This window comes from Nonomuraea sp. NPDC004354 (assembly GCF_053602555.1).
In genome coordinates, this window is record NZ_JBSGDV010000040.1 from 14573 (window position 1) to 29206 (window position 14634).

Here is a 14634-nt window from a genome sequence, read left to right on the forward strand (position 1 = left end):
GTATAAACCCACACAAAACAACAGAGGCCCGCCCCGGCTTTTCCGCGGGGGGCCCCCCTCTTCTCGCTGGTGTGGCAGGTCCAGGGTTCGAACCTGGGTAGGCTAAGCCGACGGATTTACAGTCCCGCTGATTCATGCCTCTGACCTGCGGTTCTTTGGCTTTGAAGCTCGATTTCGGCACGCATTCGGCACGATCACACTTCGCTGGCTATCCCGCCAGCCGCTGGCGCTGGCATGTCGGCGAGCGTGGCTCGGATTGTGGCAATCCTGCGAACGCCGCGCTGAGCCGGTGATGCGGCGCACTGGCGAGCGCCGCACGCGGTGATTCGGGAGAATGATGCTGTCGTGATGACCCGCATCGAGGCGTCCGATCTGCCGGGACGGAAGCACGGGCAGGCGCCCGGGTTTCCCGGCTACCGCAACATCCATGTCGGCGTGCAGCGGCGGGACCGCCGTGACGAGCTGCTCGACCTGCATTCAGGCGATGCCCCTCAGCGGTCTGGGAGCTGGAAGTGACCGCGACCCGAAGGGAGACCGGATGAGATCTCCGGGGCCCGTTCGTGCAGGGCAGCCCGGGCGATCGGTTCGTACCTGTTGTGGGGGATGGTCGATGACGCCGGAGTGTTCTCGATGTTCCGGCGGGCGAAGCTATGTGTTCCCGCGGGCGGTGTTCCCTGGACGGGTCGAGGTCGTCGACATCCGCCAGGCACAGGCCGCGCATCGCCTTCGCATGTCACAGCAGTTGTCGACCCCGCAAAGATGATCTGTGACCGCTGACTTTATGTCCGCTTTCGTCGCCTCCTTGCCTCATTTCCTTATAGCCCAGAAGGACCATCTTTCGGCCAAGATCATTTATATTCGATCTTTAGGTGTCACTAATAACAGCCGGTGATGCTCATGTCACCGCAGATGGGAGACACTGTCACGTTCCAATGCCCGAAGTCGCCTGGCCACTCCCAGTAGGAGCCCCCATTTCGATCTGCGCGTTCATGGTGGGTACTTTCCCGCGCGCACGGCTAATCTTTACTAGTACCAACTCGATGTTGATCGCCTGAACGCGGGCGATGCCACGTGGTCGCTCGACGCGACCCCGGCTTCCGGGCGCTGGGCCCGACGGCCGGAAGTCGTCCCCTCGCGGGGGGCGCATCAACACGAGGAGGTATTAGCTCTATGGGTAAGCACCGGCGCAAGCGCGCTGAAGATGAGAGCAAGGGCCAAAAATCCCGGGCCGGATGGATCTTCGCAGTAGGCTCCGCCCTCATCAAGGGTGCCCTCTGGGAGGTCGGCCGGCAGCTCTACAAGGAGTTCTTCGGCAGCGGCGGCGGCCTCGGGAGCTTCCCGCTCTAGTAGCGAGAAGGCCCCAAGACCACCCTTGAGTGTGAAGCGCCCCACCCACAGAGGTCTGCCAGGACGCGAAGGGTGACGACTTCACGTCGTTCACGCGGTCCGCTCGATATCCAGTCGAGAGGGCCGTGTGCACGGCCTACAAACTCAGCGTAGTGACTAGCGTGCTCTCCGCAAGCGATGTCACAGAAGCAATGCCAACTAAATCAGCACCGCATACGGCGTGTCGGCTTGCACCTTGCTTCGTCGGCATATCGTAATCACTCTGGCCAAGTACTTAGTACGTAGCACTGTCCCCATAATGACGCTTCTTCATCACATTTGGATGACCTGTTCCACTGTGTGAGACGAAAGTTCTGGTCACACGTAAGAGGCGCAGGTCACTGAGCCATCCGCTCGAAGTCCCCGTGGCTCGCGTACTGCTTGCGGCTCCAGGCCACTCGGTAGCCAGGGTGATCGGTGGACGCTGATGTATGTGACGTTTCTGCAGGTGCCCGCAGCTGAGCTGGTGCACTCGCTGCGCGAGGGTCGTTTCCTGGCGGCCACCCTGATCACGGTGGTCGCCTCCCAGGTGCCCAAGCTTGACGGCAACTTGGCCGCAGTGGTCGGTGTGGTGCCGTTCTACGTGCTTTTCCTGTCCGTGATGGCCGTCGCCGGCCTGGCGGTCGCCCGTCTGTTCCGCCTGGACGCACCCGCTGGACGGGCGACCGTGTTCGCCGGTGCGACCCGTAACTCCCTCGTCGTCCTGCCATTGGCGCTGGCGCTGCCAGATCAGTTGGCCGTCGCCGCAGTGGTGGTGGTCACCCAAGCCTTGGTGGAAGTCGTGGGCATGGTCGTCTACGTCCGCATGATGCCGACGCTGCTGCTGTTCCGTTGACGCCGCGGACTGGGCGGCCGTGAGCGATCTGGAGTGGGTCAGCAGCAGTACTTGAGGTAGCTCTGAAGGTCGGCCAGGGCCGCGGCGGTGGCCTGCTTGTCGGCGCGATACAGCACGACTTTGCCCTCCTTGCGGGAGGTCAGGATGCCGCCTCGCTTGAGCTCGGCGAGCTGCTCGGAGGCGCGTGGCTGTCCGAGGTCGGCGAGCTCGGCCACCTGGCCGACCGACAGTTCGGCGCCCCGAGCGAACAGCAGCATGATGCGCTGGCGGACCGGGCTGGCCAGCGCTTTGAGGAACGCGTGGACGGCTGGGCTGAGCTCGACCTCGTCCGTCTGCGGCTCGGCCGGGACTGCGCAGCACGACTGCTGCTCCCCGGCGATTTCCAGGCCCGTGTCGGGCGCGGATGACGACATGGATGACTCCCTCCTGACGGACATTGCACCATCATATCTCTTCTTTGACATATCTAAAATCAGCGATATATGGTCCCCGGCATGACCACACCCGCTCTTCCCGTCGTCGTGATCGGCGCCGGCCAGTCCGGCCTCGCCGCAGCTCGCGCCATTCTCGAAGCCGGCCTGCGGCCCCTCGTGCTGGAGGCCGGGCCGCGGCCGGCTGGTGCCTGGCCGGACTACTACGACAGCCTCACGCTGTTCTCCCCGGCCCGCTTCAGCGCGATGCCCGGCCTGGACTTCGACGGCGACCCTGACCGCTACCCCCACCGTGACGAAGTGGTGGACTATTTGGCCAGGTATGCGGCCGGCCTGGACGCGGAGATCCGCACCGGCACTCGGGTAGAGGCGGTGGAACAGAGCCAGGACGGTCGCTTCGTTGTGCGCACCGCCGACGGCCAGGAACTGGAGGCCGCGGGCGTGGTGGCCGCCAGTGGCTCCTTCTCCCGCCCGATCCTTCCTGCCCTACCAGGGGCCGAGACCTTCACTGGCCGCGTGCTGCACGCGGCCGACTACCGCAGCCCGAAGGATCTGGCCGGGCAGCGTGTGGTCGTGGTCGGCGGTGGCAACTCCGCCGTGCAGATCGCCTACGAGCTGGCCGAGGTCGCGGACGTGACGATCGCCTCACGCCAGCCGCTGGCCTTCCTGTCGCAGTGGCGCGACGGCCGGGATGTGCACCACTGGCTGGTCTCCAGTGGCTTCGACGAGCTGCCGCCGGCCTGGTTGATCCACCATGTGCAGGCCCGTCTGGTCATGGACGTGGGGGACTACGCCGCCGCCGTGGAGGGCGGCCGCCTGGTGCGCCGGCCCATGTTCGGCGCCCTGGACGGCGGACGCGTCGTGTGGGCCGACGGCGTACGGGAGCCGGTGGACGTGGTGCTGCTGGCCACCGGCTACCTGCCCGACCTCGGCTATCTGGCGCCGCTCGGCGCGCTGGACGAGCATGGCCTGCCGCTGCATCAGGGCGGTCTGTCCCTGGTCCGGCCGGGCCTGGCCTACCTGGGGCTGGAGTTCCAGCGCTCGTTCGCCTCCAACACCTTGCGCGGTGTCGCGGCCGACGCCGCGCACATCATGGGCCCGCTGGCCGCGCACGCCCGCCACGCTCCAGCCCAGGTCGGCCTCTGACATCGCCAGCTGATTCGACATCCAGCTAATTTGACATCTCTCTAAGTAGTGCCGCATTATAGGCACTGCTTAGATGAACTTCTAAACAGGAGGTGCGCAATGCGCGCTCGGTTCCGCCGTTACCGCCAGGGCCCGACTTTCGTCTTCAACGAGGCCACCGGCGAGGTCTGCGACGCTGCGTGCCGCTCCAGGGCCGCCGTGGACCGTGTCCACATCGACATCCTGCTGTTCCGCTAAGCCGTACCGAAACCCAGGAGAAGCCATCATGAGCGCCAATTGCTGCGGCACCACCGCCTCCCTTGAGCTTGAGCAGAATGTGACCTCCGGCGCTGCCGGCGTGCTGCCGATCGTGGTGATCGGTGCGGGCCCGGTCGGACTGGCCGCCGCCGCGCATCTGGCCGAGCGGGGTCAGGACTTCCTGGTCCTGGAGGCCGGGGGTCAGGTCGCCGCGTCGGTCGCCCAGTGGGGCCACGTGCGGGTGTTCAGCCCGTGGAAGTACAACATCGACGCCGCCGCTCGCCGCCTGCTGGAGGCCGACGGCTGGACCGCGCCCGACCCCGACTGGCTGCCGACCGGCGGCGAGCTCATCGACGACTATCTCGCGCCGCTGGCCAAGTTGTTCGGCGAGAAGGTACGGCTGGGCGCCAAGGTGAGCGCGATCAGCCGTCTCGGCTATGACCGAGTCCGCACCAACGGTCGCGAAGACGCCCCGTTCCTCATCCGCCTGGAGGGTGGCGAGGAACTCCTGGCCCGCGCGATCGTGGACGCCTCGGGTAGCTACACCAGCCCGAACGTGCTGGGTGCGAGCGGCCTGCCCGCTCACGGCGAGGCCGAGGTCGGCGACCTGGTTGACCACGCCCTTCCCGACGTGCTCGGCGACGACCGCGACCGCTACGAGGGCAGGCACACGCTCGTCGTCGGCGCGGGCCACTCGGCGGCCACCACGCTGCTCGCTTTGGCCCAGCTGGAGAACACGCCGATCACGTGGGCGATCCGCGCGGCGGGCGCCAGCCGTACCTACGGAGGCGGCGAGGCCGACGCGCTTCCGGCTCGCGGCGCTCTCGGCACCCGCCTGCGCGCACACGTCGAGTCGGGCCGCGTCCGGCTGCTGACGGGCTTCTTCGCCCACTCCGTCACCCGTAGCGGCGACCAGGCGATCGTGGTCAGCCGTGACCCGTCCGGCGCCGAGCAGTCGGTCACGGTGGACCGCATCGTGGTCGCGACCGGCTACCGTCCCGACCACTCCATCGCCTCCGAGTTGCGCCTGGACCTGGACCCGATTCTCGGCTCCACCCGGCAATTGGCTCCGCTGATCGATCCCAACCAGCACTCCTGCGGCACCGTCCCCGCTCATGGCGTCGACGAGCTGTCCCACCCCGAGCCCGGTTACTACGCCGTCGGCGTCAAGAGCTACGGCCGCGCCCCCACCTTCCTGATGGCCACCGGCTACGAGCAGGTCCGCTCGGTTGTCGCGGCGATCGCGGGCGACTGGGAGGCCGCCCGTGACGTGCAGCTCGACCTGCCGGAGACGGGAGTGTGCTCCTCCAGTCTGGCCGAAGCTCAGGAGCAGCGCGTCGGCCTGGCCACCGGGATCAGCGGCGGCCTGCTGGCCACCCCGCTGCCGCTGGCCACTGTCGGCGCCTCCGACGGCGGCGGCTGCTGCGGCTGAAAGCAGGGATCGGCATGTCAGACGGATACCCGACCGCAGCTCAGAAGGAGGCCTTGCGCCTCATCTGCGACCACGGCCGGTTGCACACAGAAGAGTTGGGCCGTCAGCTGGTCAGTGCCCGGCGATCCAGCACCAACCCGGGCTTCGCGTCCGCCGTCGCCCGCATGGCCGGAACCTTGACCTGGCGGCTGGAGGCCCAGGGCTTCATCGCCGAGGCCGGGGATGAGTGGACGACGACCGCGGACGGGCGTCGCCTGATCGCCTGCTCCAGCGAGGCCGAGTGAGCTCCACCGCCGAGACCGCCGCCCCGCAGACCTGGGGCGGCGGTCAGCCACGTTCCGGCCACGGCCGGCGGATCGTCGCCGCGCTGGCCGTCACCCAGACCATCGGCTACGGCGTGCTCTACTACGCCTTCTCCGTCTTCCTGACCCCGATGGTGCGCGAGCTGAACGCCTCCCACACCCAAGTCGCCGCCGCGCTCACACTGTCGATCCTGATCGCCGCCCTGTGCGCACCCGCCGCGGGACGCTGGCTGGACGCCCGCGGTGGGCGCGGCCTGATGAGCGCCGGTTCGATCCTCGGCACGGCCGCGGTGCTGACCTGGTCGCGGGCGGAGACTCTCTGGCAGCTGTACGCGGTGTTCGCCGCCATCGGCATCGCCTGCGCCATGGTGCTGTACGAGGCGGCCTTCGCCGTCATCGTCGCCTGGTACGGCGGCGACGAGAAGGGACGGGCGGGCGCTCTGCTGGCGCTGACCATTGTGGCCGGGTTCGCCTCGTCGATCTTCATCCCGCTCACCGCCCTGCTCTACGGGCTGGCCGCGATCCCGCTGCACACCCTCGTCATCCGCCGTCGCCCCAGCGCGGCACGCACACCCGCCGCGGCTGAGGAGAGAGCCGAGATCGTCAAGGCCGCGGTGCGCCGCCGCCCGTTCTGGCTACTCGTGATCGCCTTCACCGCCAACGGCGGCGCGGTGGCCACCGGCGCAGTGCTGCTGGTCACCTACCTCATCCACCTCGGCCACTCGCCGGTCCTGGCCGCCACACTGGCCGGCCTCCTCGGCGTGCTGTCGGTCACCGGCCGCCTGATCACCACCGGCCTGCAGACCCGGCTGCCCCCAGCCCTCATCGCCGCCGCGATCTTCACCCTCCAGGGTGTCGCCGTCCTGCTGCTGCCGCTGGTCGGGCGGAGCATGGCCGGGGCGGTCGGCTGCGTGCTGGGGTTCGGGCTGGGCTTCGGCATCGCCTCCATCACCCTGCCCCACCTGCTCGTGCAGCGCTACGGCACCGCCGCCTACGCCTCCCTGTCCGGCCGTATCGTCGCCTTCTCTGTCGCTGACAAGGCCCTCGCTCCGCTGGGAGCGGTCGCGCTCGCCCAAGCAGTCGGCTACATCTGGGTGATGGGCGCGGTCGCCACCGCCTGCGTGATCGCCGCATTGGCCTTGGTCGCCTACCACCGCGTATAATTTCGATAGTTTTCGAAGTAAGGGGTGCCGTATGACCGCCGTGACAAGCCAGTGCTGCGCACCGATCACGCGCGAGCCGCTGTCGGAGGACGACGCGGCCGAGCTGGCGGTGCTGCTCAAGGCGGTCGCCGATCCGGTACGGCTGCGCCTGCTGTCGATGATCGGCTCGCACGCGGGCGGCGAGGCCTGCGTCTGCGATCTCACCGACGCCTTCGACCTGACCGCGCCCACCATCTCCCACCACTTGAAGGTGCTGCGCACCGCTGGGCTCATCGACGGCGAGCGGCGCGGCACCTGGGTCTACTACCGGATCATCCCCGAGGTGGTGAACAAGCTCGGCGCGCTGTTCGCCCCGCTCGCCGAGCCGGCCACCGCCGCCACCACCGCGTCCGGCGGTCCGGTCGACGTGGAACTCCTCACCGTATGACGGTGCGCCCTCGCGCCACCGATGTCCTGGTCATCGGCGGCGGTCAGGCCGGCCTGGCCGCCGTCTACTACCTGCGCCGAGCCAAGGCCGACTTCGTGATCCTCGACGCCCAGGAGCAGCCCGGCGGAGCGTGGCGGCACGTCTGGCCGTCGCTGCGCCTGTTCTCGCCCGCCCAGTACAGTTCGCTGCCCGGCCGCATGATGCCCATCCCGCCGGACGGCGGCTATCCGAGCGCCGCCGGCACCGTCTCGTACCTCGCCGACTACGAGCGCCGCTACGACCTGCCGGTGCAGCGCCCGGTGACCGTGCGGGCGGTACGGCGGGCCGGCGAACGGCTCCTGGCGGAAACCGACCGCGGCACCTGGCAGGCGCGCGTGGTGATCAGCGCCACCGGCACCTGGTGGCGCCCCTTTCTCCCGCACTACGCGGGCACACGCGACTTCCGCGGCGAGCAACTCCACACCGCCGGCTACTGCGGCCCGGAGCCCTTCGGCGGCAAGCGCGTGGTGATCGTGGGCGGCGCCAACTCCGGAGCGCAGATCCTCGCCGAAGTCTCCGCCATCGCCGAGACCACCTGGGTCACTGTCCGCCCGCCCCGCCTACTGCCCGACGAACTCGACGGGCGCGCGCTGTTCGAGCACGCCACCCGCCGACTGCACGGGGACGGCGCCAACCTGGGCGACATCGTCGCCGTGCCGCCGGTCCGCGAGGCGCGTGATCGGGGAGTGCTGAAGGCCGAGCCCATGTTCGCCCGCCTCACCGAGACCGGCGTCGCCTGGGCGGACGGCACCACCTGGGACTGCGACGCGATCATCTGGTGCACCGGCTTCCGCCCCACTCTCAGCCACCTCGCCCCCCTCAAGCTGCGCGGCTCCGACGGCGTCATCCCTGTCCACGGCATCCAAGCGATCGGCGAGCCGCGCCTGCACCTGCTCGGATACGGCGACTGGACCGGCCTCGCCTCCGCCACCCTCATCGGCGCCGGCCGTACGGCACGCGACATGGTTACGGCCATCGCCAGCCAACGGCGGCTTAATTAGAAACCCTTCTATATTGATTTGCGTCTAAGTAGACGGCTAGACTCGCCCTTGCTTAGATAGCTATCGAATCTAGGAAGGATTCCGTATGGCAACCGAGACCTCCGGCGGCTTCATCGGCGATATGCAGGACGCTTTCACACCGCCCGCGGCGGGCGGCTGCTGCGGCGCCTCCGCCCCGGCGTCAGATGCGGCCGCCGCGGCGGTGGCGACCACCTGTTGCGGGAGCGAGGCCGCCGCGACCGATGCAGCCGCTGCCGGCTGCTGCGGGCAGGCGCCGGCTGCTGCCACTACTGCCTCGGGCAGCGATGCGGCCGGATGCTGCGGATGACCTCCTCCTCGCCCATCCAGGCGTCGGGGTTAGCCATCGCCCTTGAGCAGGTGTCGATCCAGCGGATGACCGCCACCGTGCGCGAGCTCGCCGGCGACCGCTTCGCCGGTCGCCGCGTGGGCACAGCCGGCGGGCGGTCCGCCGCAGAATGGCTCGCCACCCAGCTGCGGGATCTGGGCGGCGAGGTCGAACTGGTCTCCTTTCCGGTCGCCGACGTGCGCGAGCTGTATGCCACGCCGGTCTTGGAATGGAAGATCGACGAGCAGTCGCGAAGGCTGGAGCACCGGCGTGATTTCGTCGAGCACCTGGCCTCCGCGGAGCTTCCTCATCCGCTCACCGCGCCTCTGGTAGCAGACACGGACGACGCCGACGTCCGCGGCCGATGGATCCTGGCCGAACCCGGCGACTGGGCGAAAGCCTGCGGCAAAGCCGAGCAGAGCGGCGCGGCCGGTGTGCTGACCGCGCGCGGTACCGACGCCGAGGGCTGGATGCCCAAAATGATCGCCGGGCCAGGCGTCCGTGCGGTCCCCGTCGTCGCGCTGCGCACAGATCTTCACCGAGAGCTGTCCGGCGCACTGGCCCGCGGGGCCGTCCAGGTGACGGCGTCGATGCCGCTGCGGCCGGTCACCGTCGAAGGCCGCAACGTGCATGCCCGCCTTAACGACGGGCCTGCGCGCGTGCTGCTGACCGCCCACTACGACGGCGTCGGCGACGACCCGGAACGTCGGCTGCCGGCCGCAGCCGACAACGCCTCAGGCGTGGCCGCGATCCTGGAAGCCGCCCGCGTGCTCGCCGCGCATGCCGTACCGATCGATCTGGCGGTGGCCTTCCTGGACGCCGAGGAGGCCGGCGCCTGGGGCTCGGCCCACCACGCCCCGACTGTGCCGCCGGACACGATGGTGATCAACCTCGATGGAGCGGCTCAGCTGCACCAAGCCGCCTCCGTGGAGGCGGGCGGCCCCGCGCACGCCCTCCTGGCCACCGTGGACCAAGCCGCCCGCGAAACAGGCGTGCCGCTGCGAGCAGGTGCCATGGCCTCCGACAACCGCCGCTATGCCGCGGCAGGACTTGCCGCGCTCGGCATTGGGATGGGCATGCCGGGTTACCAGACGCCCGCCGAAACGCCGGACCGCGTCGACAAGGACACGCTCCTGGCCGCAGCCCGGCTGATCACCGCCACGGTGTGGCGGCTGGCTCACGCAGGGTCCTGAGCCAGCTCCTTCAGCAACGCCCGCACGCGGCGTTCGATCTCGTCGCGGATCGGGCGAACGGCCTCGATGCCCTGGCCTGCGGGATCGTCGAGCTTCCAGTCCTCGTACCGCTTGCCGGGGAAGATCGGGCAGGCGTCGCCGCAGCCCATGGTGATGACCACGTCGGAGGCCTGGACGGCGTCCGTGGTGAGGATCTTGGGGTGCTGGTCGGTGAGGTCGACGCCAACCTCGCGCATCGCCTCGACGGCCACCGGGTTGATCCGGTCGGCGGGCGCCGATCCGGCGGAGCGGACCTCGACGCGGTCGCCCGCCAGGTGGGTGAGCCATCCGGCGGCCATCTGGGAGCGGCCTGCGTTGTGGACGCAGACGAACAGGACGCTGGGGGTGTCGCTCACGGGTTGATACCTTCCTTCGCTGGTCTTGCTGATCACACTGGTCAGGCTGCGGGGATGCCGAGGTCGTCGAGCAGGCGGCGGACCCGGCGTTCGATCTCGTCGCGGATGGGTCGTACGTCCTGGACACTCTTGTCCGCCGGGTCGTCCAGTTCCCAGTCCTCGTATCGTTTGCCCGGGTAGACGGGGCAGGCGTCGCCGCAGCCCATGGTGATGACGACGTCGGCGGCGCGGACGATCTCCTCGGTCCAGGGTTTGGGGAACTCGCCGGTGATGTCGATGCCCCGCTCTACCATCGACGCCACGGCCGCGGGGTTGATCTCGCCGGCGAACTCCGAGCCGCCGGACCAGGCCAGCGCTCGGTCGGCGGCCAGGTGCTGGAAAAAGCCCAGTGCCATCTGGGAGCGGCCTGCGTTGTGGACGCAGAGGAACAGCACGACGGGCCGTCCGTCGTTGTGCCCTTCCACGCGGGCCAAGGCGTGCAGGCGCTGGCGGGCGAAGCGTTCGGCAAGGAGCGGCAGATAGTTGGGGATCTTGCCGTGGATGGCGAACTGGTCGTAGCTGGTGTGCAGGAACCGTTCGATGGTCTCGGTGCCGAAGGTGCCGGTGAACTCTTCCGCCAGGCGGCGGGCGGCGGTCAGCAGGGCGTGCTGCTGGTCGACGGACAGGTCCGGGTGTCGGTAGGTCTGGGACATGGCTCACTCCTGTGGAGGGTGCACGGCAGGCGCCAGCCGTTGGACGCGGTCGGCTATGTCGGTGTAAGCCCGTTCGAACGCCTCGTCGCCGCCGGCGCGGACGGGGTCCGGGATGGACCAGTGCAGCCGGTCGATGTCGACGAGCTGCTCGTGGGCGGCGTCGCAGACGGCCACGACGAGGTCGTCAGGGCGCAGCGTCTGATCCACGTGGCGGGTGGCGGCGTGGTCGAGGTCGAGGCCGTGGTGGGCGGCCAGGGTGAGCGTGCGGGGATGGACGTGCGGTGCGGGATGAGTGCCTGCCGATGTGGCAGGCACGGCGCTGGCGCGGCTCCACAGGGCGGCGGCCAACTGGGAGCGGGCGGAGTTGTGGGTGCAGACGAAGACGATGCGAGGGGCGGGCCGGGCCGCGGCCGGCAGCAGACCGGACAGCGATTGCGGCACCAGACGCAGGTAGGTGCGCCTGCGGTCGCCCTCGGATCGACGGCGTTCGACGACGCCCGCTTCCTGCAGCAGCTTCACGTGGTGGGCGAGCAGGTTGGTGGGCAGGCCGAGCGCCTGGCCGAGCTCGCCCGGCGACGCGTCGCCCAGCAGCAGCCGGTCCACGATGGCCAACCGCCCCGCGTCGCCGAGCGCGGCGTGCACTCGCGCTCGGGCCTCCACCGAAGAACTCCAGTCAGCGTTCATTGAGTCAATAATTATTGAGTAAACGCGGGAGCGTCAAGCGGCGACCGGTCAGCGGGAGTCCGGATGCGGGACGACCGGCTCGGTCGTGCCCACTGCGGGGCGGCCGAACAGGCCGTGGACCAGTAGCAGGCCGATGGCGCCGCCGACCAGCTGGGCGACGACGAAGCCGGGCACGGAGGCGGGGGCGATGCCGGCGAAGGTGTCGGTGAAGGCGCGGCCGACGGTGACGGCGGGGTTGGCGAAGCTGGTAGAGGAGGTGAACCAGTAGGCCGCGCCGATGTAGCCGCCCACAGCCAGCGGGGCGAAAGCCGTACCGCCGGACCGGGTCAGGCAGAAGATCACCAGCACCAGGCCCGCGGTGGCGACGACCTCTCCCAGCCACAGATGCGCGCTCGCCCGCTCGGTGGTGGACCAGGTGATCACGGGCTTGTCGAACATCGCGTTGGCCAGCACCGCGCCGCCGATGCCGCCCATCACCTGGGCGGCGACGTAGCCGCCGAGCTCGCCCGTCCGCAGCCTCCGGCCGGTCTGCCGTCCCTGCCACCAGTCGGCCAGCGACACCACCGGGTTGAAGTGGGCGCCGGAGACCGGGCCCAGCACGACGATGAGCACGGCCAGGCCGAAGACAGTGGCGGTGGAGTTCTCCAGCAGCTGCAGGCCCACGTCGTCCGGGGAGAGAGTCTGGGCCATGATGCCCGACCCGACGACCACGGTCACCAGCAGCGCGGTGCCGAGGAACTCGGCCAGCAGCCTGCGCCTCATCGGGCCACCTCAGCCGGTACGGCGAGCAGCGCCGACAATTCGGCAAGCCGGTCGGGCACGATCCGGTAGTACACCCAGGAGCCGCGCCGTTCGCTGGTGAGCAGGCCGACGTCCTTGAGCACCTTGAGGTGGTGGCTGATCGTCGGCTGGGCCAGGTCGAAGCTCGCGGTCAGGTCGCACACGCACGCCTCGCCCCCCTCATGACCGGCCACGATCGAGACGATGCGCAGCCGTACCGGGTCTCCGAGCGCCTTGAACGCCCGCGCGAGCCCTGCCGCGCTCTCCTCGTCCAGCGGTTGACGCACCAGCGGCGCGCAGCAGTCAAAGACCGTCAGCTCATCCATGGGCGTCAATATTGACGCCCATGGATATCAGCACGGTCAAGCCGAAATGAACGTCAGATGGACGCGTCCTCTAGGCCGGTGACCGAGCTCCGGCGCTCCATGAGAATCACGTCACGCCAGACGCCGTGGTGCCGGCCGATGCGTTCGCGGGTGCCGACCACTCGAAACCCCAGCGCCTGGTGCAGGGAAAGGCTGGCGGTGTTCTCGGGGAAGACGCCGGACTGGATCGTCCAGATGCCCGCGTCCTCGCTGGCGGCGATGAAAGCGGTCAACAGCGCGCGGCCGATGCCGTGGGCCTGGCAGCCAGGGTGGACGTAGACGCTGTGCTCCACCGCTCCGGCGTAGACGCACCGGCTGGACACCGGCGAGGCGGCGATCCAGCCCAGGACCTCGCCGCTGTCGGCGTCGGCGACGACGTAGCGCAGCCCAGGCAGCCTGCCGCGGTCGAACGCATCCCAGCTGGGGGCGGTGGTCTCGAAGCCGGCCTGGCCGGTGTCCAGTCCGGCCTGGTAGATGGCCAGCACCTGGCTCGCGTCGGCCTCGCGCATCGGGCGGATCTCCAGGCCGGGACCGATCGCGGGCTTGACCGCCTGGATGATGGCCGAGTGGACCCCGTCGCCGTGGTCAGCCGTAAGGGTCATCGAGGTGCCGACGAAGCCGGTCGAACGCAGCAGGTCGCGGTACTCGGCCACTTCCAGGGAGCCGGCGACGCAGCCCACCCGCTGCTCGGCGGCGGCGCGCCGTACCGGGTCGAGCGTGCCTTCTGTCGCCATGTCGCTGATCCCCAGCCGCCCGCCCGGGCGTAGGACGCGGAAGGCCTCGGCGAGGACGGCCGCCTTGTCGTCGGACAGGTTGATCACGCAGTTGGAGATGACGACGTCCACCGAGTGGTCCGGTAGCGGGACGGCCTCGATGGTGCCGTGCAGGAACTCGACGTTGGCCGCGCCGGCCTCCGCCGCGTTGCGTCTGGCCAGCTCGATCATGTCGGGGCTGGCGTCAAGGCCGTAGGCCTTGCCGTATGGGCCGACCCGGCGGGCCGACAGCAGGACATCGATGCCGCCGCCCGAGCCGAGGTCGAGCACGGTCTCGCCGGCGCGCAGTTCGGCGACGGCGACCGGGTCGCCGCAGCCGAGGCTGGCCCGGGTGGCCCCGCCGGGCAGCTCCGCGGTGTCGTCGTAGGCGGCGGCGCCGAAGCAGCCCTTGACGAACTCGTCGGCCGAACAGTCGATGATCGTCTCGCCGGTCATGGCGGCGCGAGCGAGTCCCGAGTATCGCTTGACGACCTCGTCGTGGGCCATGGCTGTCTCCTTCAGTCGCAGATCGGAGTGGCGGGAACGGGCTTGCCCATCACCACGTCGGCGGCGGTGGGGAAGCAGCTCACGCAGTTCTCGTTGATCCGGTACAGGCTGCTGGTGCCCTGCCGTTCGACCAGGACGAAGCGCACCTCGGCCAGGATCTTCAGATGGTGCGACACGGTCGACTGGCCGACACCGGAGGCGGTCACGATCTCACCCACGGTCATCGGCTCGCGGCGGCGGGCCAGCAGCGACACGATCTGGATGCGCGTGGCGTCGGCCAGCGCTTTGAACCAGCTCGCGTACTCCTCGGCCTCGGCCCGGTCCAGCGGCTTCGCATCATTATTCATCGATTATCGACGATATTCGATTATCAAGCCAAGGTCCAGCCGCTCAGGACTGATCACACCTGCCTCAAGATGTTCACGTCGCTAGGAGCTGTTTCTTAGATCTCCTGACGGTGAGCGCTGGTCTTGTCACTCTTGGCATATGGGTCGTGGTGATCTGACGAACGCCGAGTGGGC

At 69.2% G+C, this 14634-nt stretch carries 20 protein-coding genes and 1 tRNA gene; 12 read left to right on the forward strand and 9 right to left on the reverse strand.

Translation table 11 applies throughout. The annotated features are described in order from the left end of the window. Positions 1-72: 72 nt before the first annotated feature. Positions 73-149: transfer RNA gene (locus tag ACWENQ_RS45325), tRNA-Tyr, on the reverse strand. A 199-nt stretch (positions 150-348) separates the two neighbouring features. Here ACWENQ_RS45325 and ACWENQ_RS45330 point away from each other — a divergent pair. From ACWENQ_RS45330 to ACWENQ_RS45340, 3 genes are all read left to right on the forward strand, one after another. Next, the gene (locus ACWENQ_RS45330) at positions 349-516 is read left to right on the forward strand and encodes a DUF5990 family protein (protein ID WP_449930552.1); all 168 of its coding nucleotides are present in this window, start codon (positions 349-351) and stop codon (positions 514-516) included. A 654-nt stretch (positions 517-1170) separates the two neighbouring features. Next, on the forward strand, positions 1171-1347 hold the full coding sequence (locus ACWENQ_RS45335; protein WP_452419704.1) for a hypothetical protein: 177 nt from the start codon (positions 1171-1173) through the stop codon (positions 1345-1347). Positions 1348-1819: 472 nt separating this feature from the next. Next, entirely contained in the window at positions 1820-2221 is a 402-nt protein-coding gene (locus ACWENQ_RS45340; protein WP_449930556.1) for a hypothetical protein, read from the forward strand. Positions 2222-2259: 38 nt separating this feature from the next. Here the strand turns inward: ACWENQ_RS45340 and ACWENQ_RS45345 are convergent, their stop codons facing one another. After that, positions 2260-2634: an ArsR/SmtB family transcription factor gene (locus ACWENQ_RS45345; protein WP_449930558.1), complete on the reverse strand. Its 375-nt coding sequence runs from the start codon at positions 2632-2634 to the stop codon at positions 2260-2262. An 81-nt stretch (positions 2635-2715) separates the two neighbouring features. Here ACWENQ_RS45345 and ACWENQ_RS45350 point away from each other — a divergent pair, with 81 nt between their 5' ends. The 9 genes from ACWENQ_RS45350 to ACWENQ_RS45390 all read left to right on the forward strand — a co-directional run bounded on the left by ACWENQ_RS45350 (position 2716) and on the right by ACWENQ_RS45390 (position 9938). Then, positions 2716-3798, forward strand: coding sequence for a flavin-containing monooxygenase (locus ACWENQ_RS45350; protein ID WP_452419705.1), 1083 nt, complete (start codon positions 2716-2718; stop codon positions 3796-3798). 99 nt (positions 3799-3897) lie between these two features. Next, positions 3898-4035, forward strand: coding sequence for a hypothetical protein (locus tag ACWENQ_RS45355; RefSeq protein WP_354922619.1), 138 nt, complete (start codon positions 3898-3900; stop codon positions 4033-4035). A gap of 28 nt (positions 4036-4063) precedes the next feature. Then, positions 4064-5467: an FAD-dependent oxidoreductase gene (locus ACWENQ_RS45360; RefSeq protein ID WP_449930563.1), complete on the forward strand. Its 1404-nt coding sequence runs from the start codon at positions 4064-4066 to the stop codon at positions 5465-5467. A gap of 53 nt (positions 5468-5520) precedes the next feature. Further along, the gene (locus ACWENQ_RS45365; protein WP_449930565.1) at positions 5521-5751 is read left to right on the forward strand and encodes a hypothetical protein; all 231 of its coding nucleotides are present in this window, start codon (positions 5521-5523) and stop codon (positions 5749-5751) included. Next, positions 5748-6932 carry an MFS transporter gene (locus ACWENQ_RS45370; protein WP_452419706.1) on the forward strand — a complete coding sequence of 395 codons (1185 nt, stop codon included), beginning with the start codon at positions 5748-5750 and terminating at the stop codon, positions 6930-6932. The genes ACWENQ_RS45365 and ACWENQ_RS45370 overlap by 4 nt, the downstream gene beginning before the upstream one ends. Before the next feature lie 31 nt (positions 6933-6963). After that, positions 6964-7359, forward strand: a complete 396-nt coding sequence (locus ACWENQ_RS45375; protein ID WP_449930569.1) for a metalloregulator ArsR/SmtB family transcription factor — start codon at positions 6964-6966, stop codon at positions 7357-7359. Beyond that, positions 7356-8399, forward strand: a complete 1044-nt coding sequence (locus ACWENQ_RS45380) for an ArsO family NAD(P)H-dependent flavin-containing monooxygenase (RefSeq protein ID WP_452419707.1) — start codon at positions 7356-7358, stop codon at positions 8397-8399. Before ACWENQ_RS45375 ends, ACWENQ_RS45380 begins: the two co-directional genes overlap by 4 nt. A gap of 85 nt (positions 8400-8484) precedes the next feature. Next, positions 8485-8727, forward strand: a complete 243-nt coding sequence (locus ACWENQ_RS45385) for a hypothetical protein (RefSeq protein WP_452419708.1) — start codon at positions 8485-8487, stop codon at positions 8725-8727. Then, positions 8715-9938: a M28 family metallopeptidase gene (locus tag ACWENQ_RS45390; RefSeq protein WP_449930573.1), complete on the forward strand. Its 1224-nt coding sequence runs from the start codon at positions 8715-8717 to the stop codon at positions 9936-9938. Before ACWENQ_RS45385 ends, ACWENQ_RS45390 begins: the two co-directional genes overlap by 13 nt. Here the strand turns inward: ACWENQ_RS45390 and ACWENQ_RS45395 are convergent. The 7 genes from ACWENQ_RS45395 to ACWENQ_RS45425 are packed head-to-tail and all read right to left on the reverse strand — an operon-like array spanning position 9923 to position 14460. Continuing rightward, positions 9923-10333 (reverse strand): arsenate reductase ArsC, encoded by a 411-nt coding sequence (locus ACWENQ_RS45395; protein WP_449930575.1) that lies wholly within the window; start codon positions 10331-10333, stop codon positions 9923-9925. The two genes, ACWENQ_RS45390 and ACWENQ_RS45395, sit on opposite strands and share 16 nt — an antisense overlap. A gap of 41 nt (positions 10334-10374) precedes the next feature. After that, positions 10375-11025 (reverse strand): arsenate reductase ArsC, encoded by a 651-nt coding sequence (locus ACWENQ_RS45400; RefSeq protein WP_452419709.1) that lies wholly within the window; start codon positions 11023-11025, stop codon positions 10375-10377. A gap of 3 nt (positions 11026-11028) precedes the next feature. Next, entirely contained in the window at positions 11029-11709 is a 681-nt protein-coding gene (locus ACWENQ_RS45405) for an arsenate reductase/protein-tyrosine-phosphatase family protein (protein WP_449930579.1), read from the reverse strand. A gap of 48 nt (positions 11710-11757) precedes the next feature. Further along, a complete protein-coding gene (locus ACWENQ_RS45410; RefSeq protein WP_452419710.1) occupies positions 11758-12471 on the reverse strand; it encodes an MIP/aquaporin family protein in 714 nt (237 codons plus the stop codon). Beyond that, complete coding sequence (locus ACWENQ_RS45415; protein ID WP_449930583.1) at positions 12468-12815, reverse strand: ArsR/SmtB family transcription factor; 348 nt, start codon at positions 12813-12815, stop codon at positions 12468-12470. Before ACWENQ_RS45415 ends, ACWENQ_RS45410 begins: the two co-directional genes overlap by 4 nt. Positions 12816-12868: 53 nt before the next feature. Beyond that, positions 12869-14113 carry a GNAT family N-acetyltransferase gene (locus ACWENQ_RS45420; RefSeq protein WP_449930585.1) on the reverse strand — a complete coding sequence of 415 codons (1245 nt, stop codon included), beginning with the start codon at positions 14111-14113 and terminating at the stop codon, positions 12869-12871. An 11-nt stretch (positions 14114-14124) separates the two neighbouring features. Beyond that, positions 14125-14460: an ArsR/SmtB family transcription factor gene (locus tag ACWENQ_RS45425; RefSeq protein ID WP_354922652.1), complete on the reverse strand. Its 336-nt coding sequence runs from the start codon at positions 14458-14460 to the stop codon at positions 14125-14127. Positions 14461-14634 lie beyond the last annotated feature (174 nt).